The sequence below is a fragment of the Rouxiella badensis genome (assembly GCF_026967515.2).
GTDB classification, from domain to species: Bacteria; Pseudomonadota; Gammaproteobacteria; order Enterobacterales; family Enterobacteriaceae; genus Rouxiella; species Rouxiella badensis.
Map to the genome: position 1 here is coordinate 1,629,038 of NZ_CP114062.1, position 21,229 is coordinate 1,650,266.

Here is a 21,229-nt window from a genome sequence, read left to right on the forward strand (position 1 = left end):
CGTTACTCCGCACGCAGCGGCTTACCGGCAGTTTCTTTGAGATATAAGGTACTAATCAGGGTCAGCATCGCGGTGATAATAACCATGTAGCTCGGGATGCTGGCGATACCGGTGAGGCCGATGAGCCAGGTCATCAGCAGCGGCGCAGAGCCTCCAAAAATCACCGTAGAAAGATTGAAGCCGATGCTGTAGGCGCTGTAGCGCACGTTAGTTGGGAACATTTCGGCAAGCGTGGCCTGAATGACCGCCGCATGACCGGCGAAGGCAAAGGCCAGCAGAATCGCGGCCATACAGGCCAGCGGCATCATGCCCAGCGTCAGCAGCCAAAAGCACGGATAAGCCAGCAGGGCCATCGCTATCGCCGAGGCAATCAGCAGTGGCTTACGGCCAAGACGGTCGGAGAGCCAGGCCATCATCGGGATAGCGCCGATAATGGTCAGCAGGCCACAGGCGGTGACCATCAGGCTCTGTATCTGAGCGAAATGCATCACCTTGTTGAGATAGGTCGGCATATAAACGAACAGCACGTAGTAGCCGGGTCCGTTGACGGCCGGTAAGGTCACCGCCAACGCGATAGCCTTGAGATGACGTTTAGAGGTCAGCACTTCGCGGATTGGGTTGCGCACTACCGCTTTATTCTGCTTAACCATCTGAAAATGAGGGGTATCTTGAATGCGGGTGCGGATATAAACGCCGATCAGTGCCATCGGGATAGCCAACAGGAACGGCACGCGCCATACCCAGTCCCTCATCGCCTGGGCGCCGTAAATATTAATCAGGCCGCTTATTAACAGGCTACCGAACAACAAGGCGATGAACGACCCCATCACCAGCGGCGACATGACGACCGCACGGCGGTCATCTTCGGCATATTCCGCCACAAAGGAGCCGGCACCCGAGACTTCTCCTCCTGCCGAGAAACCCTGTACCACGCGCAGTAAAATCAGCAAGGCAGGCGCTGCCCAGCCGATGCTTTCATAGCTTGGCAACAGGCCGATGGCCGCCGTGGCCAGTGAAATCATCAACAGCAGGATGGCGAGTAATTTCTGGCGGCCCATTTTATCGCCCAGGTATCCACAAATTACGCCACCGAAAGGACGAACAACGAAACTGACCGTAAAGCCCACGTAGGTCAGCATTAGCCCCGCGTCAGAGGTGTTCATGCTGCTGGCGGAAAACACTAGCACCAGCGTACTCACCAGAAGACCGTAAATGCCGTAGTCATACCACTCAACAAAGGATCCCACGCCGCCCGCCAGTGAAGCACGTTTGACGATATTGTTTTTTGCCGAGTCTCTCGCCGGCAAAGCGTAATCCATCGATGCAACCTGAGATTTATTCATTGTTCTGCCCTGCTAAAGTAGTGATGAAATCCGGCCCAAAACGGTGGCTGGGCCGGTCTTGTGCGCTGTGATTTAGCGGTATTGTCCGGTGACTTCTGCGGTCATCTCGGCTTCACGTTTTGCCACTTCCTTGACTTTCTCCAGGACGTCCTCTGCTCTCCAGAAAGGAATAATGATGATGCCGTCGTCGTCGGCAACGACGATGTCGCCCGCACAGCAAACCACGCCGCCGATGGCAACCGGTTCGCCTATCACGCCCGGACCATTCTTGTAAGGCCCTGCAGGACTCGTGCCACGTGAGTAGGTTGGGAAATCAGTTGATTCAATAATTTTTTTGTCGCGCACTGCACCGTCGATAACCTGACCGCGTGCTCCGGCGTGTTGAAAGCGCTGGGTCAACTGCTCGCCCACCAGAGCACGGTCGATGTGCCCCATGCCGTTGATCATCATCACGTCGCCCTCTTCGATGTAGTCGAGAGCAATGATCACCGCCGCGTTATCGCCCGCCGTAACCTGTACCGGAAATGCAAAACCGGTAAAGGCGGTGTGATTGGTCAGGGGAATAATCCCTGCGTCACACATACTCAGGCGTTCCATGGCGTCGCCGATATTGGCAACAGGAAAAGCGGCGAAAGCATCGAGCCACTCTTTTGAGGGACGTTTCCAGCGTGGAGCAATACGAACTTCTGCTGTTTCTAATGCCATTTTCTCAGACCTCAATGTAGGGAGTAAAAATGAAAAGTAATTCTCGAATGAGAATGTTTTATCATTTTAAAAATTAAATGTTCAACGTTTTTTTTCTGAACCAAAGGGTCAGGAAGGGCTATTTAAGAGGCTAAAAAACACAAAACAAGAGAATTAAAATTAATTATAAAATTGATTAAAATCATTAAGTTAACTTATTATACAAGCATGATATTTGTGATGAAGATAACATTATTAAGTCAAATATCAGCAGCCATTCAATTTTCTTATGGCTAGATAAGAATTGGCATGAAATAAATCATTGTTTTGGTGCAAAATAACCAATGAATATCAGCATCCGCACTGTGCAAGTGCAGAATAAATTTGAGGGGTAAAATAATCCCTTATAACAGGGGATAAGCAATTTTATATTTTGTGGTGCGGCGCACAGAATTGGTGCGCCGTGAGAATGAGCCTGTCTGGCTTTGATAGGGGGATTTTTTTGCAGTAACAGGGAAATCGTAAAATCTATCTGCGGCTAACCGTCAGTTTTACGCTGCCGCGATTATTGCCGTACGCCTGCCAGGCATCGTTGGCAAAAGCATACAAGTAGCCGCTGGCCTTCGGTGTGAAGACTTGCCTTTCACCTATCTGGAACACCTCGTGGGGCAAAAAGTCATTTTTATGCTTCGGGGTCGCGTCCGGCAGATAATCGTTGGCGACCATGCCCGTCAGCACAAACCAGCCAATACGTTCTTCGCGCTTGGTGAGCCAGAAATCGGCCTGATAGTTGCCGGTCATCTTGCTGTAGAGCAGCTCAAATTTGCCCAACAGTGACGACAAAGCCTGCGGAATTTTGCCGAAATGGAATTTACCGTCGCGAGTGCCTTTCGGCCCGCAGTTAATATGACCGTCGAGCCACTCACCCGTGGCATGAAACTCGTACGTCACGCCCGCCTGCAAATAAAACCCGGTAAAATTCCAGAATTCATGTGCGAAAACCTCAACGCCGATTGATTGCTCTTTCTTCAGCGCTTGCCCCTGCCAATAGTCACGCTGAGTCAAAGGTGGGTTGCGATGCCTGTCGAGCGCAGACTGATGCAACGAGGGGTTCTCGTCGCTGAAAAAAGGCACGTTGCGCGGGCGGGTCTTGAGATCTTTGAATACTCCAATCGCGGAATCATGCTGCTGGTCGAGGGAGTCGGGAACTATCTGAGCGAGTGAAGTCTCCCTAAACCTCAGCCCTTCGGCTTCGGCCTGCTCTATCATCCAGCGCAATGCGCCATCGGATAATCCATGCTGCACGTAGCCTCCGCCCACGTCCGCATGCACGCCGGGGAACCAAATCTGCTTAACGTCCCGCGTTGGATCAACGCCGGTCCACAGCGTGGGCATAAAAGTTTGCCGCTTTTCATCGATGGAGATGGCGTGACGCGCCGTTTTAACCATCGGACTCAGGCTGGTATCGTGGAATTTATAGCGCGAGCTGCCGTTTAGTAGACTCAGAAACGCCACGTCTTCCGGGATCCCTAATGCCCCAACCGTGTCCCATACGCCAATAAAGTTTATCGGTACGGTGTGGCTACAGGACTGGCCGGGCGTGACGTAGTGAAAGGCGCGCTCTTCACTGGCGATGACCGTTTTTTGCGCACGGTAGCAGTTAAAAACATCCTGAACCGCTGACCAGGTTTCCTTCTCACTTAGCGGATGCGAGCGCAGGTCGAGCAGCCCACAGTGTGAAATCATGCCACCAAGGCTACGCACGGTAAAGGCCCCACGGCTGAAGCCAAACAGCCAGATGGTGGCACCAACCTGGTAATTTTTGGCCAGCCAGCAGTAGGCACTCATGATGTTTTTATCCAACCCGTCACCGACGATGCCGTCAATAATGCGACGTATTGCGCCCCCTTTGGTGCCGACGCCGGGATGATAGTAAGCCCGCTGCTCAAGCCCCTCTTTATCGGTTTTTTCGAGCGCGTTACGCATTTTAACCACGTTAGTGGGAACAGATATACCGCCGTCGGTTTGCTCGGGAGTATTCCAGGTACCGTCACAGAAAATAATCAGATGCATAAAGGTTTTCACCTCATCCCTTTTGACTTAGAAACCATAGGAAACCAGTTTAAACCTAGCCTGTTACCTTCAGGGTGCAAAGTCTTAATCGACATATAAAAATGATTCAATTCAGGAATTCAGCAGTTTGTCTGTTTGGGGGATCGCGTGCGGATGATGATCGAGGTTTTGAGTCAGGGGAATTTGATGCTTAAGATGCCTGTTACCCACGTAAAAGCCGGATGGACAGCGGATAGCGACGTCATGCTGTCATGGCAACCGCACAACGTTTAAGCATTAAAGGTGATGGCACACTGATTATGCTTAAACGCTAGTTCCCTTAAGGCGTTAGCGTTAATCAGTCTCACTATGTTCAGTCAGCTTTCTTCGGCTTATCGTTGTCCTGCTGATGGCGTTTTTCCGCTAGCCAATCCTGAATCATCTGCAGTAAGAAGAGCCGTAAACGCAACGGTGAACGGTCATACACTTTCCAAAAACTCAGACTCTGTTCCATGAAAGACTCCTGCTTGATAACCACGTACTGAAGAAGGTTTATTGTACAGGTATAGCACAGGCTATATTTGTTAGCCATAGCAAAGTCAGCAAAAATTGGTGGTTGGAGATACTTGGTTTACAATGCCTCCCATTGTCGCGAGGTATGTGGCTTCTGGAAGTGAAGTAAAAAGCCATTGAGCAAGAAAAAAGGCGGGCGTTGTGAAAAATAAGAAAGTAGGTCCATTGCTGGATGTGGAAGATCACGCTCAGGGCTTTTTACAGGTGCGCGAGGCGCATCGTCGGGAACTCATGGATGACTATGTCGAGCTTATCTCTGATTTGATTCAGGAATTTGGTGAAGCAAGGCAAGTCGATTTGGCCGCACGTTTGGGGGTTTCTCAGCCCACGGTGGCAAAGACGCTGAAAAGGTTGGCGAGCGCGGGATTAGTGCGCCAGTTGCCTTATCGCGGCACGTTTTTAACCCCTGAAGGTGAGAAGCTGGCGGCGGAAAACCGTGAACGCCATAACGTGGTTGAGGCCTTCTTTATTGCATTGGGCATAAGCCCTGAAACGGCGCGGCTGGACTCCGAAGGCGTAGAGCATCACGTCAGTGATGAAACGCTGGACGTGTTCCGTCGTTTTACGGAACAGAAAAACGCCGGGAAATAATCCCCCCCCGCTAAAAAGTCAGGAAGACTTGTCATTTTTCCTGACTTTTTACTGATATTTCTGCTTCCCCCATCACGGTTCATAAATAGTTTGCCCCATTATCGTTTCTTTTCATTTAACTCGTGCAAAAATAGTCCCCCTCTACGCCTGACCCCACTCTTTGTTAATAAGGATTTAAACGAGATGACGTTCAAGCCTATCGCTATCGCATTTTTGAGCCTTTCCTTTATCGCCTCAGCTCAGGCTGCATCCTCCGAGCAGGATAAAATCGACTCGATAATCAAGCCGTTAATGGCCCAATATCAGATACCGGGTATGGCCATTGCCGTGAGCATCAACGGTAAAAATACATTCTACAACTATGGCGTTGCGTCCAAAGAGACGCACAAGGCGGTGAGCCAGAACACGATTTTTGAAATCGGTTCACTGAGCAAAACCTTTACCGCGACGTTGGCCAACTGGGCCGCACAGCAGGGCAAAATTTCCTACTCTGACGCCGCCAGCCACTATATCCCTGAGTTGCAAGGCACCGCGTTTGACAAAATAACGTTGCTAAATCTGGCCACGCACACCTCTGGCCTGCCGCTGTTCGAGCCAGACCACGTGAAAAACAACGCTCAGCTTATGGCCTGGTTTAAGCAGTGGAAACCTGCCCAACCGGCGGGCACCCAGCGCATCTATTCGAATATGGGGATTGGATTGCTGGGCATGATAGCGGCCAAGAGCCTTAATCAACCGTTTACCGACATCATGCAAAATCGTATGTTGCCCGCGTTAGGTATGCACAATAGTTATGTGCAGGTTCCGGCCGATAAAATGGGTGAATATGCTCAGGGCTATAACAAACAGAATCAGCCGGTGCGCGTCAATCCTGGGGTATTGGACGCCGAGGCCTACGGCATAAAGTCCAGCTCGGCGGACCTGATTCGTTACCTGAACATAAATCTACGAACTCAACCCATTGACGCCAAATGGCAGACAGCGGTAGACGCGACGCATCGCGGTTACTATCAGGTCGGGCAGTTTACGCAGGATATGATGTGGGAAAACTACGCCTATCCGTCAGCGCTGAAAACCCTGTTAGACAACAACGGCTCGCAGATTATTTCCCAGCCCCAGCCGACTCAGGCCATCAACCCGCCGCAGCCCCCGTTGGAGCAGGCCATCTACAACAAGACCGGCTCTACCGGCGGATTTTCAACCTACGCCCTGTTCGTTCCTATCAAAAAGATGGCAATCATTGTGCTAGCGAATAAGTCTTACCCTAACGAGGCAAGGGTTAAGGCGGCATACGAGGTTATGAAGGCCGTCGATCCGGACTTTTAATCATTGAATATTTGTTTTTAATTCAAAACATAATGATTTAAGTCAAAGGCGCGCGTTTTGCGCGTCGGGAAGGAAAATAGCCTTTGTACAGAGGGTTTCCACTAGTAGGGAACCCTCTGCATTCAAGGCTTTCAACCGCCGGGCTCAAGCCTCAACCTAGCGCCAATATTTTTTCCTGCTGGTCTTGCCTATCCCTGGATTGTAACTGTTGGTCGGGTCAAGCTCGCGCATGTGCTGCTCGTATTCACCGGAGGCAGAGTACAAATGCCCGACGTTGTGTTCAGCGGGATATTTCGCACCGCGCCGGTCAAGATACTCCAGCACCTCATGCTTGAAAGTCACCGGGTCTACGCCAGGCTTGAGGATGTAGTCCTGATGGTTTACGAAGCAGAAAAAGTGCCCGCAGCAGGAGTCTTCAAGCACCTGCGCCTGAAGATGTGCGGGTAACACAATTCGCCACTGGTCATCGTTACGGCGCAGCGCTACGTCAAACGCCATCAGCCGCTGGTTGGTGTCGATGCCCATATAGTCGCAGTACGAAACCGTACAGCCGCCAACGCCGAAGCGAACCAGGAAGGCGTCTTTTTCTTCACGCGAGTCGCAGGCAAAAAATTGCCCCGATTTCCCTGCGAAAAACGAGGTCAGCAGAAGCTGCAGTTCAGGCGCGTGGCGAGCCTCGGTTTTTATCATCAGATGATGCTCAAACTGGTCTCGATAGTCGAGGATGCGTTTCGACACGCGCTTCGGCGTCAGGTTATTTACCCCTTGCAGCACTTTATCGACCAGATTAAGCGGTAAGAAACCGGCCTTTTTCACCCGCAGGTCCCATTTAGCCTTCCCGGCCATTAAAGACGGTAAAGCCTCTGGCCCCAAACGATCGATTGCCCAATAAACATGCTTGGAGTAACGCACCGTCAGATCAAACGCGTTGCGGTGGATATATTCCGCCTGCTGAGGCAGTTCTTGCAGATTTTGCAGCAAATAACGGCGTAGCCCGACAAGCTCTTGCTCATCGTTGGTGCCAATATAGAAAGTCTGCGTGCGGTCGCCTTTATCGAAGGTAGAAAGCCGAACCGCAAACACCGCTACCTTTCCCGCGCTGCCCGAACTGTCGTGCAGGTATTGCGCATTGCCGTTAAAGCGCGTCGGGCTATTGGCATCGACGTCACGGATAACCTCAGCATAATCGTCGGCCCAGATTTTCCCTTCCCAGTCCGGCGCGGTGCCGGTGGTGTAATCCTGATTTTCGAGACGCGCAATCATCTCTTCTGGCGTATTGCCCAGAAATACGCCCAGATGATTGACCAGAGAAAGGCTACCGTCGTTGTTAATCTGCGCGAAAAGGGATTTTTCAGTAAACGCCGGGCCGCGCCGAATGAGCGAACCGCCAGAATTATTGCAAACGCCGCCAATCACCGAGGCGCCAATGCATGAAGAGCCAATCACGGAGTGCGGCTCTTTATGGTGCGGTAACAGCGCCTTTTCCAGCTCGGTCAGCGTGCTTCCGGGGAAAGCAATAACCTGTTGCGCGTTATCAATGATCTGCACACCTTTTATACGCCGCGTGCTGACAATAACGACGTCACGATCGTAATTATTGCCGTCTGGGGTTGAACCGCCGGTCACACCGGTGTTGGATGCCTGCATCAATATAATTTTGTCAGCGGCGACGCATAGCTTCAGTACCTGCCAAAGTTGCAGCAGGGAGTCAGGAATGGCTACGGCAAGCGCCTGTCCCTGACCGACGCGAAACCCCTTGGTATAATAGGCTTTATCATTTTCACTGGTCAGTAACTGGTCGCCGGTCAAAATCTGCTGCAACTGAGGAATAATTGCTACACCCTTCTCCATCTGCCTTTCTCCCTTGGCCGCGCGCGTGAACGGCGGCTGACGATTCAATAAAATATTCTGATTTTTTAGTGGTTATAAAACTGCCCGAGGACAGTGGCAGAATAGGAGTATCAAAAAACTTTCTCTAATCTAAAACGGTGATTTTCCGTCCAGAACCCGTGCAATAACGTTTAATGCGCCCTGTTGGTTGTTGCTTTCGGTCCGATAATCCGCCACCGAGGCGACGGTCGGGCTGGCGTTAGCCATCGCAAAACCAAACCCGGCATGGCGCAGCATTTCAATATCGTTGTCACTGTCGCCAACGGCCACGACGTGTTGATCTTTAATGCCCCATCGCGCCTGAAGCAGGCTGAGGCCGTTGGCCTTGTGCAAACCTGGGATAATCAGGTCGATAAAGCCGAAGCCGCTGCCGACCGGCTGAGAGATATCACCCACCTCGTCGGCAAGTTTCTTAAGCAGTGCCGGGATAGCGTCATTGGGGACGTTTAATGAAAATTTGAAAATAATGTCCTCTACCGTCGAGAAGTCTTCCACCTTTTTCAGGCGACGATAGTGATTCGACATTTTTTCGACGATAGCCTCGCTCATTGAGACATGAGCATAGGCGCTGTTTTTACCGCACACCACCAGATTGATGTCTTGAACCTCTGCCAGCACCTCGAGAATACGTGCAACGTGCTCTTTGGCAAACTCGCCACAGTGGATCTCCTCACCTGCGTCCACCACATAGGCTCCATTTTCAGCAACGAAGGCTATCTCCTGCTGAATTTCTGGAAAATAGTGCACCAGCTGATAAAACTGATTGCCACTGGCGACCACGAAGCGGATGTCACGCGCCTTGAGTTCGGCATACTGCTCGAGAAAACGTGCTTTATCATAGGCCTTATCGTCATTGAGAAAGGTCCCGTCCATATCAACCGCAATCAGTTTAATTGACATAAATTTTCCGTTTTTAAAAAGAAAAAAAGAATCGTCGCCGGCTGTCTGGCAGCAGCGCTGGCGCTAAAGCTAAGCCGATAACGTATTATCCGCTAACCGTTCACCCTGTCGATTGACCTGTAACAACGAAATCTTACGATGAGATCCAGATCACAAAACTGTGATTAATCCACCGACGCTTTATCAAACAAAGGCAGAGAACTGGCGTTAACTGCTTGTTCTTATTGCCTGACTCAAAATTTGCCTAGGTTATTTAAAGTGTTGGCAAAGGTTGCCGATGCTTGTCTTCGTTAAAAGTTTATGTAATCTTGCGCTCGCAAAAAAATGTGCGCCAGGTCACTTTATTGACGCACTGTTTGAGTGTCATCAGGGTCAGATAACGATGCATTACCCCGCATCGGCATTTTATCTCTAAGTCAGAGGCGCCATTGAAAGCGAATAATCTGACAGCCATAAGTAACAGGAACTTACATGAACGAAAAATCTACAAGTTACAAAGGGCCTCTGGCTCTGCTAACGGCGCTATTCTTTATGTGGGGATTGATTACCTCACTGAATGACATCTTGGTTCCACATTTAAAATCCCTATTCGAATTAAGCTACGTTCAGGCCTCGCTGGTTCAGTTCAGCTTCTTCTTCGCCTACTTTGTGATGTCTTATCCGGCGGGTAAAGTCGTCAGCAAGTTTGGCTATAAGGCCGGTATCATCATGGGCCTGCTGGTTGCCGCACTGGGCTGCGTGCTGTTCTATCCTTCGGCGTCATTGCGCTCTTATCCGCTGTTCCTGCTGTCGCTGTTCATTCTGGCCTCCGGTTTAACTCTGCTACAGGTTGCGGCAAACCCTTACGTTAACTCATTGGGAAGCGCAGATACCGCAGCCAGCCGTCTTAACCTGACGCAGGCGTTTAACTCATTGGGTACCACCATTGGTCCGGTGCTGGGCGGCATGTTTATTCTTTCCGCCGTGGTGCTGACCGCTGACCAGATTTCTCATCTGCCTGCCGGTGAACTTCAGCATTACTATGCCAGCGAGTCCTCTTCGGTGCAGATGCCCTATCTGGTGCTAACCGCGGTACTTATCCTGATTGCTCTGGTGATTAAATTCAGCAAGCTGCCAGTCTTGAGCAACGAGAAAGAGCAGGACGACGGTAAAGACCACAGCCTGTGGAAGAAAAAGCATCTGGTGTTGGGTGTGATCGGTATCTTTGCTTACGTAGGTGCGGAAGTGTCTATCGGTAGCTATCTGATAAGCCTGCTGGAGCGCCCGGACATTGCCTCTCTTTCTGCGGTTGACGCCAGCCAGAAGCTCTCCCTTTACTGGGGCGGTGCGATGGTAGGACGCTTCCTCGGCAGCGTGCTGATGACCAAAATCAAGGCCAACCGCCTGCTGGCGTTTAACGCGATGATAGTGGTTCTGCTGATTGCCTCGGCCATCATCACCAAAGGTACTTTCAGCATGTGGGCGATTCTGTGCGTTGGCCTGTTTAACTCTATTATGTTCCCGACCATTTTCTCGCTGGCGCTGAACAAGTTGGGTGGTTTGACCGGCCGTGCTTCAGGCGTGCTGTGCATGGGTATCGTCGGCGGCGCAATCATGCCTATCATTCAGGCTGCCGTTGCCGACCACGTTTCACTGCTGGTGTCTTTCGTTGTGCCGCTGGTGTGCTACCTCTACATCGCCTGGTATGGCTGCAAAGGCTACAGGCCAACTCACTAAGCGAATTCATTTTGGCCCTCCTTCTCAGCGAGGGTCAACATTTTCTGCCTGAGGGTTAATTAACAAAAATAGCCGCTTTTTTCTTCATTGATATAAATAAAGCAGACAGAGCCTCAATATTCAATGCCACCTCCTCCGGCACCCGACAGCTCACCGAAAAATACTCACCAAGGTCTTCAAACTCATACTGATGGCCAAATACATCCTCAAGATATTCAATGCTCCCGGATTTATTTAACTCAACGCTAATTATTAGCGCAGTGTCTTTGATCGATATATAGAAATCGTAACTATATTGAAACTCTATTTTTATTGGCAGCGTAATGTGCTGGGTATCGACCTCCTCAAGAGGACACCCCAGGAACTGTAGACAATGAATCGCATTATTAATAAGCTTATTATTCTCTTGTTCATTCTGTTGATGACCTGACGAACTCATTTATCGTCCTTATGGCTGACATCTTCATGCCAGATTATTGATTCGAGCAACTTCCCGAGCGCTTCTACTTTCAATCTGCTGTTTTTCTTGCCGATAGCGGTTTTTCTCGGCATCAATATCAAGTCTTTTATAAAGTTCATTAGATTGGACATGAGACGAATAACGGCGAATAATATTATTCACTTGGTTCTCATGATGATAATCAGCATCCTGTAAATTTCTATTTAGCGCATTTTCTTCCTGCCGTAGCAGCTCAGATCTGTTGCTTTTGCTGATGCCATTCCCTCCGCCGGACCGGAACATATAAATTCGCCCCATGCCCTCAAGAAAGAATCCTTTATCTTCTTCTTTAATACGTGCAGAGGGAGAACCGGTAACAAGCTTAATCAATAAGTTATGCGTTAATAACCCTTCATTAATAATCATCTTAAATCCTTATCAGCTTATTAAATTAGTGGGTGTTTTATTGGGCGTAAATACAACCCAATAAAACCTCCAAGATCATTTAAGACTAAAAGATATTAAATCGGATGAATAACAAGCAAATTTATAGTGCCTCACCATTTATCCCCTTGCAATGGCTGAGTTATTTATGAGCGAAATACACTAAACTGTGCCGCCAGGATAGGCCTTTTCCCACCCGCCACCCAACGCCTTGTAAAGCCGCACCAAAGACAGCGACACATTGGTGTTACTGATGACCAGCGATTGCTGCGCGTCGAGCAGCGCCTGTTGTACCGTTAACACATTGAGGAAGTCGGTGGCGCCGGCAATATATTGCCGCTGGGCGTTATCAAGTGCGATTTGCGAGTCTTCGACCACCGTGACCAGCTTCTGCCGCTGCCGTTGATGGGTATCGTAATCGACCATCGCGTCGTCCACCTCGTGCCACGCCTTCAGCACCGTTTGCTGGAAATGTACCGCGGCCTCCTGCTGCTGAGCCTTGCGCAGCGCCAGTTGACCTCGAAGGCGACCGCCTTCGAAAATCGGCAGATTCAGGCCAGGGCCAAAATTGTAAAAATGCGAGCCCCACTGACCCAGCTGATTGAACTGCATCGCCTGAAGCCCGGCGTTAGCCGAAAGGGTAATGCTGGGATAAAAATCGGCGGTGGCAACGCCAATCTCCGCGGTAGCCGCATGCAACTGGGCCTCAGCGGCACGAATATCCGGTCGGCGCTGTGCCAACTGTGACGGCAGGCCGACCGGAACCTCAACCGGGGTGAGCGGGAGCGGTTTTACTCCGTTCAGTTCTCGGCTCAACGCACCCGGTTGTTCGGCCATCAGATAACTTAAGGCGTTGATTAAATGCGACTGCTGCTGTTCTAAAATAGGCAGCCTCGCCTGAATAGCCGCCACCTGCGCCCGCGCCTCGGCCACTTCAAGCTGAGTAGCCACGCCGTCAGACAGACGGACAGAGGTCAATTTGAGGCTGTGCTCGGCAACGGTAAGGTTCTGCTCGGTAGTCGCCCGCTGAGCCTGAATGCCGCGCAGTTGAATATAATCCCCCGCGGTTTCGGCCTGTACCGTTAATAGCACGGCGCGTCGGAGGTCAGCGCTGGCCTCGACGCTGGCACTGGCCGACTCCAGCTCGCGACGCGCGCGGCCCCACATATCCAGCTCCCAGGAAGCGTCAACGCCCGGCTGCCAGACGTTATAGGCTCGTTTGCCGTCAAGGCCCGAAATATCCTGCAATCCCTCCTGACTGTTGCGCGCACGCTGATAACTGACCGCCCCGTTAACCGACGGCTGGCTATCACCACCGATAACGCGCCGTTCGGCCTGTGCCTGCATCAGTCGTGCGGTCGCAGCCTTCAGGTCAAGATTAGCCTGTGCCGCACGCGTAATCAGGCGGGTCAGCGTCGCGTCGTGAAAAATGCCCCACCACTGCGGGCTGATGCCTTTGTCAACCGTGCGGCTGGGGGCGCTGCCCTGCGTCCAGACAACCGGGCCTGTGACCTGCGGCGCCTTGAAATCTGGTCCCAAGGTACAACCGCCAAGCAGCGTGACGCTCAGTGCAAGAGATACCCTCTTCATGGCCTGCTCCCCGCCGTTGCGGCGGTATGCACAGTGGCCTCTACCGCCATTCCGACCAACAGTCGCGATGCCTCACGCTGGCCCGCATCAAGCACTATTTTTACCGGAATACGCTGAACCACCTTGGTAAAATTGCCGGTGGCGTTGTCGGGGGCGATAGGCGAAAAGGTCACGCCCGTCGCAGGCGCGAAGCTGTCTACCACGCCGTGCAGCGTGGCCCCGCCGAAGCTGTCGACGCGGATATCCACCGGCTGACCCGGACGAACGTGCTCAAGCTGGGTTTCCTGAAAATTACCGATAACGTAGGCACGTTTGAGCGGTACCAGGGCCAGCAGCGTATTGCCCGGCGTGACATAGGCTCCCTGCCGCGCGACGCGTTGACCGACCCAACCGTCGACAGGCGCAACAATCTGCGTATAGGAAAGGTTCAGCTCAGCGGCATCAAGAGCAGCCTGCGCACGTTTCAACTCCCCTGTTGCGCGTTCACGCTCGGCCAGCAGAATCGCCGTTTTTTGACGCGCCGCATCCAGCGAGGCACTGTCTCGTGCGACGTTAGCCTGGGCGGTATCGATACGCGACCGCGCCTGCTGAGCGTTCTGCTTGCTGCCTGCGCCCTGCGCCGCCAGGTCGAGATAGCGCGCAAAATCGGCTTTGGCAAAGACGTAAGTCGCCTGACTTGCCGCCAGGGTCGCCGCCGCCTGATGAATATTGGACTGCTGCTGTATCAGGCTCGCCTCAGCGTTCGCGACCGTGGCCTGCTGGACCAGCAGATTCGCCTTTGCCGCATCGAGCGCCGCGCGCAGGTCGCGGTCATCAATATCAATCATCGGCTGTCCTTGATGCACATACTGGTTATCTTCAACCCTGACGTGGGTGATTTGTCCGCTAATGCGCGGCGTTACCAGGGTGTAATCGGCACTGATAAACGCATCGTTGGTGGTTTGGTCCGTGCTGGTGGAAAAAAGCCACCCGCAAATTAGTGCGATCGCCAAAACAGCCGCGCCAACGATGGCAATCAGGGTTTTTTTAGGGGTCAATAAAGAGGGGGTCATCGTCAAACCTTAAGCATCTTTGACGGGACGCGGGGGATAAACCCGTGTCGCCATCAGAGGAATAAAAATAATCAACGTCAGCGTAATAAACGCCATCACACGATAAAGGTCAGCGCTGGCCAGCACGAGCGCCTGCGCCCTAATTTGCCCGGCAAGCCGCGTGAGACCTTCATGCTGCTGCGCTAACCAAAGTGAACGCCCGCCGAGCCTGTCGACCAGCGTGTGGGAGTGAAAGTGCTCACGCATCGTAGTCACCCCCTCAAGCACGCCGGTGCCCACCACCGCCGCCATTCCTTTAACCGTGTTAAACCAGGCGGACGCAGAAGGACCTTCAATCGGCGGTAACCCATTGGTGGCGAGCATCAGAAGCGGAATGACCGCCATCGGCTGCGCGAGAATTTGCAGCATTTGCAGGCCGTAGAAGTTATTGCGGATCCAGTCGGAGGTCATCGCGCTGCCGAGATAGCAGGTCAGCGCGATAAGTCCCAGCCCGACGGCGAGTACCCACCGGCAATCCACCCGATTGAGGTTGCACAGCGAAGAAACCAGCGGCAGCGCGAGCAGCTGACCCAGCGCGACATATAGCGCCAGCGGGGCAATTTGCAGCGGCCGATATCCCTGAACCTCCGCCAGATAAGCGGCAGGAATGCCCGGTACCGCGACGAGGATAACCAATACGCCGCCGAGGGTAATCAGCGAGAACGTCAGGTTGCGCCGCGCCAGCTGTTGTACCTTGAAAAAAGGCAGCGGGTGGAACCACTCGTTAACCATAAACAGCGTCATACTAACCAGCCCCAACGCCAGCATGCGGCCAATAAACGGCGAGTCCAGCCAGCCAAGTCGCGTCCCCTGCTCGAGCACGATAACCAACGAGGCGATCGCCGGAAAACCCAACAGCACCCCGCGCCAGTTGAATTGGCGAAAACGCTCGAGCCGCAGCGGGTCTTGAGGGATCCCCCAGTACACGGCGCTCATCGCCAGCAAACAAACCGGCACGACCTGCCAGAATGCCCAGCGCCAGCCGACATACTCGGTCCAGAGTACCGCCAGCGGCGTGCCCAGATTTGGCCCGAAGGTTGCCGTCAATGCGTAGGCACCGAGGCCATAAAGCTTGATGCCGGGGGGTAAGAAGCGCAGCGCGACGCTCATCAACATCGGCGGCAGACAGCCGCCGAACAGCCCTTGTAGTGCACGCAGCAGGTACAGCTGGTGCAGGTTGGAGGCGAAGGGACAAAGAACGCCCAACAGCATAAAGGCGGCGGTAACGCTGAGCGTGAAGCGACGCAGCGAGAGGGTGGCCGAGAACCAGGGGGCGAAGGCCATGGCAGCGACCTGCGTCGCCTCATAAAGCGTAGTCAGCCAGCTGCCCTCGTCGTGGCTAATTGACATCGCCCCCTGTACGTCGGGCATCGCAATATCGGTCACATGTTCATTCAGCCCGGCAATCAGCGACGCCAGCAGAATGCCCACCAGCCCAGTCATGATGCGCAGATTGAAGGTTGCGGCAGCAGGCGAAACCTTGGGTTGCGCGGTTATTTCCATTACTTGTCCTCTACAGATTAATGAGAGGCTCAGTCTAGAAAGGCGCGAGGGATTGAGAAATTGCTATGTTTGCAGTTGAGGAGTGCGTCAGACGCACGACTGGCACAGATCATGAATGATGCGCCGCAGCCAGCGATGAGCAGCATCACGTTGAAAACGCGGATGCCAGGCCTGCACTATCGGAATAGCCTCGACCGTCACCGGCAGCGCAAAGCTGCGCGCTTTAATCCCCATGCTCTGCACCGCGCGGACCACGTGCTCCGGCAGCGAAAGAATCAGGTCTGAATTGCCTAACGAAAACACGCCAGAGTGGAAGGTTGGCACCACCAGCGAGATAGGCCGCAGCAGTCCCGACTCTGCCAACTGTTTATCGATGGGACCCCGCGCCCGCCCCCGTCTCGAGACGCTAATGTGCTCATAGGCGGCATAACTTTGCGGGGTAATCTCGGCGTTGAAGATGGGATGATCCTCGCGAGCCAGCCCCATAAACCGAGTGCTAAACAGTGACTGCACGTGAATATCGTCACCCAGCGGGCGCATCGCGCTGATATAGAGATCGACCTTGCCATCCCGCAGGCTGTCTTCATCGCTGCCGTTTTCTGGCGTAAAGCGGATCCCGACGTTAGGAGCCTCCTCACGCAAACGCGCAAGCAACACGCCGCCGTAGGCGCTGATAAACACGTCATTGGCGTGCAGCGTAAAAGTACGCTCCAGCGCCGCGAGCGAAAGCACCGACTCAGGTTGCAGCAGCGTTATCGCGCTTTCCATCGTCTGATGCACCTGTTCACGCAACGCCAGCGCACGCGGCGTCGGTACCATTCTGCGCCCAGTCTTCACCAGAATCGGGTCGCCAAGCTGCTCGCGGATGCGGGTCAACGTGCGGCTCATCGCGGGGGGACTCAGGTTCATGCGCCGCGCAGCACCAATCACCGAGCCTTCTTCTAACAAGGCATCGAGCGCAATAATCAGGTTTAGATCGGGAAGCTTCATAATAATCAATCATATCGAGAGGATGGCCGAGTTATAGCACAGCGCCGAATCCCAGGGCCAGCACGAATACCCTCTTCCCTGCGCCTTTTGTTGCCAGAATGAAACAATCAAACACTTTGCTGCAAAATACTCGCGGTTTAGAAAAAATGCGGTAGGATGATTTCACTGATTCGGCACGCCGAATACTTCCCGTTAATGTCATTTAAAATAGAAAGGTCGCGAACATGTCTAGCAAAAAAATTCAGTGGAACGGTGCCTTACAGCCGGAAGCAGTTGAAATCCTGTCTAAAGACGGCGGCATGATCGTTTGCCCGACTAAAGTGGGCTACATCATCATGACTTCAGACGCTAAAGGTCTGGATCGCAAGTTTGAAGCCAAAGAGCGTAACCGTAACAAGCCAGGCGTTGTGCTGTGTGGTTCTCTGGAGCAGCTGAAGTCACTGGCTCAGCTGAACCCTGAGATTGAAGCGCTGTATCAGCAGCACTGGGACAAAGACATTCTGTTGGGCTGCATCCTGCCGTGGAAAGAAGACGCCAAGGCACGCATTCCAGACGACGGTTCTAAAACCATGATGATGGACAAGCGCGACACCAGCTGCTTCGTGATCAAATTCGGTAAGCCGGGTGAGATTCTGGCCAAAGAGCTGTGGGAAAACCACGGCAAGTTCTCCTTCGCCAGCTCCGCTAACCCATCAGGTAAAGGCAACCGCGGCAAGGTAGAAGGCATCGGCGAGCGTATCGAATCACACGCAGACCTGATTATCGAAGCCAACGAATACGTAACCTCGATTCAACCGAACGAAACCGAGAAAACCCGCTACGAGCAAGGCGTGATGGTCTCCATGGTTGACGAGAACGGCACGCTGGTTCCAGAGCAGAAAGGCCAACGCAGCGTGACCCCATGCCCTATCCTGATCCGTAAAGGCCTGGATGTGGATAAAATCATGTCAATCATGTCTGATATTTTCCTGACCTGGGATTACCGTCAAGGTAACTACTACTAATCCCTGCGGCTACGGTCAGAAATGCACGGGCACCTTCGGGTGTCCGTTTTATTTTTCAGCCTCTAATCAGAAGGCGTGAGGTAAAGCTGGCGCAACTTTCTCTCGAGGTCGTCCACAAACAGCCTGACGCGCGCCGAGAGGCCGCTGTCCGATTTGAATAAAACCCAGGAATGATAGGTGTCCATCTTCCAGTCAGGCAACAGCCGCACCAGCTTGCCTTCGTGTACTGACTCCTGAGCAATGTAGTCCGGCAGGTAGGCAATACCGCCTCCGGCCATCGCCGAACTCATCAAAGCCACGCTGTTGTTCATTCTGAAACGGCTGCGCACCTCAATATCCAGCTTCTGCTTGTCTTTATAAAAAGGTAATGAAATCGTGTGTGCTGGCCCACGGAACAGGATGTAGTCGTGGCGCGGCAAATCTTCCGGCTTGGTTATTTTTGCCAGTCGGGCAACGTATTTGGGCGCGGCGTAAAGACCCCAGGTGATTGGAATCAAAGGTTTTATCTGTGCGGCTTCCGGCCTGTCGCGGGTGATGACAATCGCGATATCATAGAGCTCATCGGCCATATTGACCGGTCGATCGGTTAAGTCCAGGTCAACGTTGACGTGAATATTGTTATTTATATAGTGGTTGAGCACCGGAACAACACATTGGCAGCCAAAGGTCACCGGGGCAATCAGGCGCAGATTGCCCATCGGCTCTTCGTGAAAGTGACGAATGAAATGCTCGGCACCCTTAATCTCATTCAGTATACGATTGCAGTACTGGTAGTAGCTCATCCCCACGTCGGTGACCGCGATTTTACGCGTGGTGCGGTTCAACAGCTGCGCACCGAGTCTCACTTCAAGGCTGGCTATTTCTCGGCTCACAGAGGATTTCGAGAGCCGCAGTGATTTTGCGGCCTCGGTAAAGCTGAGTGTTTCAACCACGCGGGCAAACACCACCATCGCGGTAAGGTTTTCTATATTGTCCATCGACCAATCTAAGGTTTTTTAAAACATAAGATAAAATAACATAATTATCTCCCGCACCAGACAGGATCTCTTTTTTCCAAAAATGCATCAACGCCTTCAACTAAATCCAGGCTCTGTAAACGCTGCTGCTCGGCGTAGTATTCAGCGGCAAAGGCCTGTTCCAGACTCTTGTCGGCGCTTTCATAGGCAATATTTTTAATCGCCTGAATCGCCATCGGTGAACAGCGCAGGATATCTTGCGTGAGCTTATTCACCGCTTCATCAAGATTCTCTTTCGTCGTCACCTGATTCACTAGGCCAAATTCCAGTGCTTCACGGGCGGTGATCCTTTTACCGGTCAGCAGCATTTCCATCGCCTGTTTAAGCGGCATTTGTCGCGTCAGTCGGAAGATCCCGCCCGCGCCCTGAATCAGGCCCAGCTTAGCCTCAGGCAGAGCAAAAACGGACTCCTCCGTTGCAACAATCAAATCGCAGGCCAGCGCCAGCTCAAAGCCGCCTCCGAAGGCATAACCGTCGACCTTGGCAATCACCGGTTTATGGATGTCGAAACGCTCGGTAAATCTCGGCCATCCGGCACGACCGCCGCTGCCCAGACTCGACGGTGGCTCGCCGGCCTCATAGCGCAGCTTGAGTTCTTTGAGATCCTGTCCCACCGAAAAGGCGCGGCCCCCCTCGCCCGCCAGCACCACCACCCAGACATCAGCGTCCTGATTCACCGTTTCCCATACCGCCAGCAGTTGGCGGTGCATCTCGAGATTCATGGCGTTAAGTACGTCAGGACGGTTGAGGGTGATATACGCCACCCGCCCCCGTTTTTGGTACTGCACCGCCTGAGGATTTTCATCCTGCATGGTCATTACGCTCTCCTGCTTTCAACCCAGTTTCGCCTTTTGAGCAAATTTGCCGGTTTTTTCCCTGACATCGCGAGAATACATTCTGATGACCTGTTCGGTACAGAAGCTCGCCATATAGTGTCTGAAGGCCGATAAAGGCTCTTTCGAAAGCGAAATCATTCGCTTATTGGCCGGAACTGCCGGCGCAGCCATCAGTTCGACGGCGTCGGCCAACGCTCCGTCCAGCTCTTGCGACGTCACCACCTGGTCAAAAATATAATCTGAATAGGCAGCGCCCGCGTAGATTTGTTCACCGTGCAAAATGACCCGCTTGGCAAACCGCTCGGTGGTGGCCGCCGTCAGGCGCAGATTGGAAACGCCGGGGATAATGCCCTCTTTGGCGGCAGGCAACGAGGCATAGCTGCCCGTTTCCGCAATCACATAATCGCAGGCCAGGACCATCTGCATGCCGCCACCGATGGCAAAAGTATCGACCACCGCAATCCAGGGTTTAACGGCTCTGCTGACAAGATTAGGCGTCGGATACGTCACGCCGTGGATAAGCTTGTTGAGGCATGCCATCTCCCGGCCAATGAGAAAACCGGCGTAGGATATTTCGCCGCTGTGCAGCTTTTTCAAATTAATACCGGAGCAGAAGACCCTCTTGCCAGCATATTTGGGATGGGTGACTTCTCCTCCGCGCAGTACGCCGACCTTGATATCTGGCGACAAGCAGAGGATATCTATAGCCGTTTCTAAATCATCGACAAATTCCCCATCTTCGGCGTTGAGATTATGGCCATTGAGGAAGGTGATGACCGCCGCCTCGCCCTCCCGCGTCATCTCCAGCGACGCCAGACGAAGCCTGCCATCGGCGGCAAACGGCCTCATTAGAGACAGCGAAAGCGCCTTTGGCTCAAGCTGGGCATGCAGCAGGTGTGTTCCATGGTCTTCACTCTGTAGCACCTGCTGCAGGAACAGTGAAAAACAGTAGTCGGCAACGACGCGCACATCACTGACTGTGGTTTGCGGCGCGAAAAGCACAGAGAACGTCCTTTCAAACAGGTCCGTCACCCGCAGCGAACGGGAGTAAAGTGCGGTCCAATGCTCATACAGTGCCAACGCATTTTCCTCAAAAAAGGCCTGGATTTGCCTGTCTTGATTGCAGCGTTCGATTTGCGTTTCGCTCGGCGTATCCGCCGTCAATGCCAGTTCGGCCAGCCGTGATTTCACCCGTTTGGCCGCGTTGTTTAAGGTTTCAGTTATCAGGTCGGACATCGTCT

20 protein-coding genes are annotated in these 21,229 nt (G+C 52.8%); 5 read left to right on the top strand and 15 right to left on the bottom strand.

Annotated elements, in window-relative coordinates:
* Positions 1 to 2 precede the first annotated feature (2 nt).
* The 3 genes from O1V65_RS07655 to O1V65_RS07665 all read right to left on the bottom strand — a co-directional run bounded on the left by O1V65_RS07655 (position 3) and on the right by O1V65_RS07665 (position 4,100).
* A complete protein-coding gene (locus tag O1V65_RS07655) occupies positions 3 to 1,343 on the bottom strand; it encodes an MFS transporter (RefSeq protein ID WP_017491748.1) in 1,341 nt (446 codons plus the stop codon).
* Between the two features lie 72 nt (positions 1,344 to 1,415).
* Complete coding sequence (locus O1V65_RS07660) at positions 1,416 to 2,048, bottom strand: RraA family protein (RefSeq protein ID WP_017491747.1); 633 nt, start codon at positions 2,046 to 2,048, stop codon at positions 1,416 to 1,418.
* Positions 2,049 to 2,555: 507 nt separating this feature from the next.
* Complete coding sequence (locus O1V65_RS07665; protein ID WP_269130387.1) at positions 2,556 to 4,100, bottom strand: DUF2235 domain-containing protein; 1,545 nt, start codon at positions 4,098 to 4,100, stop codon at positions 2,556 to 2,558.
* 117 nt (positions 4,101 to 4,217) lie between these two features.
* Here O1V65_RS07665 and O1V65_RS07670 point away from each other — a divergent pair, with 117 nt between their 5' ends.
* Positions 4,218 to 4,373 carry a TOBE domain-containing protein gene (locus O1V65_RS07670; RefSeq protein ID WP_269130520.1) on the top strand — a complete coding sequence of 52 codons (156 nt, stop codon included), beginning with the start codon at positions 4,218 to 4,220 and terminating at the stop codon, positions 4,371 to 4,373.
* A 79-nt stretch (positions 4,374 to 4,452) separates the two neighbouring features.
* Here O1V65_RS07670 and O1V65_RS07675 read toward each other — a convergent pair whose 3' ends face one another.
* Complete coding sequence (locus O1V65_RS07675) at positions 4,453 to 4,593, bottom strand: hypothetical protein (protein ID WP_017494172.1); 141 nt, start codon at positions 4,591 to 4,593, stop codon at positions 4,453 to 4,455.
* Positions 4,594 to 4,793: 200 nt separating this feature from the next.
* Here O1V65_RS07675 and mntR point away from each other — a divergent pair, with 200 nt between their 5' ends.
* A complete protein-coding gene (gene mntR, locus O1V65_RS07680) occupies positions 4,794 to 5,243 on the top strand; it encodes a manganese-binding transcriptional regulator MntR (RefSeq protein WP_017494171.1) in 450 nt (149 codons plus the stop codon).
* Positions 5,244 to 5,426: 183 nt separating this feature from the next.
* Positions 5,427 to 6,569 (top strand): class C beta-lactamase, encoded by a 1,143-nt coding sequence (gene ampC / locus O1V65_RS07685; protein ID WP_227955932.1) that lies wholly within the window; start codon positions 5,427 to 5,429, stop codon positions 6,567 to 6,569.
* Positions 6,570 to 6,725: 156 nt separating this feature from the next.
* Here ampC and dld read toward each other — a convergent pair whose 3' ends face one another.
* Positions 6,726 to 8,420: a D-lactate dehydrogenase gene (dld, locus tag O1V65_RS07690; RefSeq protein WP_017494169.1), complete on the bottom strand. Its 1,695-nt coding sequence runs from the start codon at positions 8,418 to 8,420 to the stop codon at positions 6,726 to 6,728.
* Between the two features lie 129 nt (positions 8,421 to 8,549).
* Positions 8,550 to 9,359 carry a Cof-type HAD-IIB family hydrolase gene (locus tag O1V65_RS07695; protein WP_017494168.1) on the bottom strand — a complete coding sequence of 270 codons (810 nt, stop codon included), beginning with the start codon at positions 9,357 to 9,359 and terminating at the stop codon, positions 8,550 to 8,552.
* A 471-nt stretch (positions 9,360 to 9,830) separates the two neighbouring features.
* Here O1V65_RS07695 and fucP point away from each other — a divergent pair, with 471 nt between their 5' ends.
* Positions 9,831 to 11,075 (top strand): L-fucose:H+ symporter permease, encoded by a 1,245-nt coding sequence (fucP, locus tag O1V65_RS07700; RefSeq protein ID WP_192503699.1) that lies wholly within the window; start codon positions 9,831 to 9,833, stop codon positions 11,073 to 11,075.
* A 55-nt stretch (positions 11,076 to 11,130) separates the two neighbouring features.
* Here fucP and O1V65_RS07705 read toward each other — a convergent pair whose 3' ends face one another.
* From O1V65_RS07705 to O1V65_RS07730, 6 genes are all read right to left on the bottom strand, one after another.
* Positions 11,131 to 11,514 carry a hypothetical protein gene (locus O1V65_RS07705; RefSeq protein ID WP_165429510.1) on the bottom strand — a complete coding sequence of 128 codons (384 nt, stop codon included), beginning with the start codon at positions 11,512 to 11,514 and terminating at the stop codon, positions 11,131 to 11,133.
* Between the two features lie 24 nt (positions 11,515 to 11,538).
* A complete protein-coding gene (locus O1V65_RS07710; RefSeq protein ID WP_017492687.1) occupies positions 11,539 to 11,940 on the bottom strand; it encodes a hypothetical protein in 402 nt (133 codons plus the stop codon).
* Between the two features lie 180 nt (positions 11,941 to 12,120).
* Positions 12,121 to 13,548, bottom strand: coding sequence for an efflux transporter outer membrane subunit (locus O1V65_RS07715; protein WP_165429509.1), 1,428 nt, complete (start codon positions 13,546 to 13,548; stop codon positions 12,121 to 12,123).
* Positions 13,545 to 14,600, bottom strand: a complete 1,056-nt coding sequence (locus tag O1V65_RS07720) for an HlyD family secretion protein (RefSeq protein ID WP_084912545.1) — start codon at positions 14,598 to 14,600, stop codon at positions 13,545 to 13,547. Before O1V65_RS07720 ends, O1V65_RS07715 begins: the two co-directional genes overlap by 4 nt.
* A 9-nt stretch (positions 14,601 to 14,609) precedes the next feature.
* A complete protein-coding gene (locus O1V65_RS07725; protein WP_017492690.1) occupies positions 14,610 to 16,142 on the bottom strand; it encodes an MFS transporter in 1,533 nt (510 codons plus the stop codon).
* A gap of 87 nt (positions 16,143 to 16,229) precedes the next feature.
* Positions 16,230 to 17,132 carry a LysR family transcriptional regulator gene (locus O1V65_RS07730; RefSeq protein ID WP_017492691.1) on the bottom strand — a complete coding sequence of 301 codons (903 nt, stop codon included), beginning with the start codon at positions 17,130 to 17,132 and terminating at the stop codon, positions 16,230 to 16,232.
* Between the two features lie 224 nt (positions 17,133 to 17,356).
* Between O1V65_RS07730 and O1V65_RS07735 the strand changes: the two genes are divergently transcribed.
* A complete protein-coding gene (locus O1V65_RS07735; RefSeq protein ID WP_017492692.1) occupies positions 17,357 to 18,136 on the top strand; it encodes an L-threonylcarbamoyladenylate synthase in 780 nt (259 codons plus the stop codon).
* A 62-nt stretch (positions 18,137 to 18,198) separates the two neighbouring features.
* Here O1V65_RS07735 and O1V65_RS07740 read toward each other — a convergent pair whose 3' ends face one another.
* The 3 genes from O1V65_RS07740 to O1V65_RS07750 are packed head-to-tail and all read right to left on the bottom strand — an operon-like array spanning position 18,199 to position 21,224.
* Positions 18,199 to 19,113, bottom strand: coding sequence for a LysR family transcriptional regulator (locus O1V65_RS07740; protein WP_084912546.1), 915 nt, complete (start codon positions 19,111 to 19,113; stop codon positions 18,199 to 18,201).
* A gap of 44 nt (positions 19,114 to 19,157) precedes the next feature.
* Positions 19,158 to 19,970, bottom strand: a complete 813-nt coding sequence (gene dpgD / locus O1V65_RS07745) for an enoyl-CoA-hydratase DpgD (RefSeq protein ID WP_227953739.1) — start codon at positions 19,968 to 19,970, stop codon at positions 19,158 to 19,160.
* Between the two features lie 15 nt (positions 19,971 to 19,985).
* Positions 19,986 to 21,224 (bottom strand): enoyl-CoA hydratase/isomerase family protein, encoded by a 1,239-nt coding sequence (locus O1V65_RS07750; protein WP_084912547.1) that lies wholly within the window; start codon positions 21,222 to 21,224, stop codon positions 19,986 to 19,988.
* Positions 21,225 to 21,229: the final 5 nt, after the last annotated feature.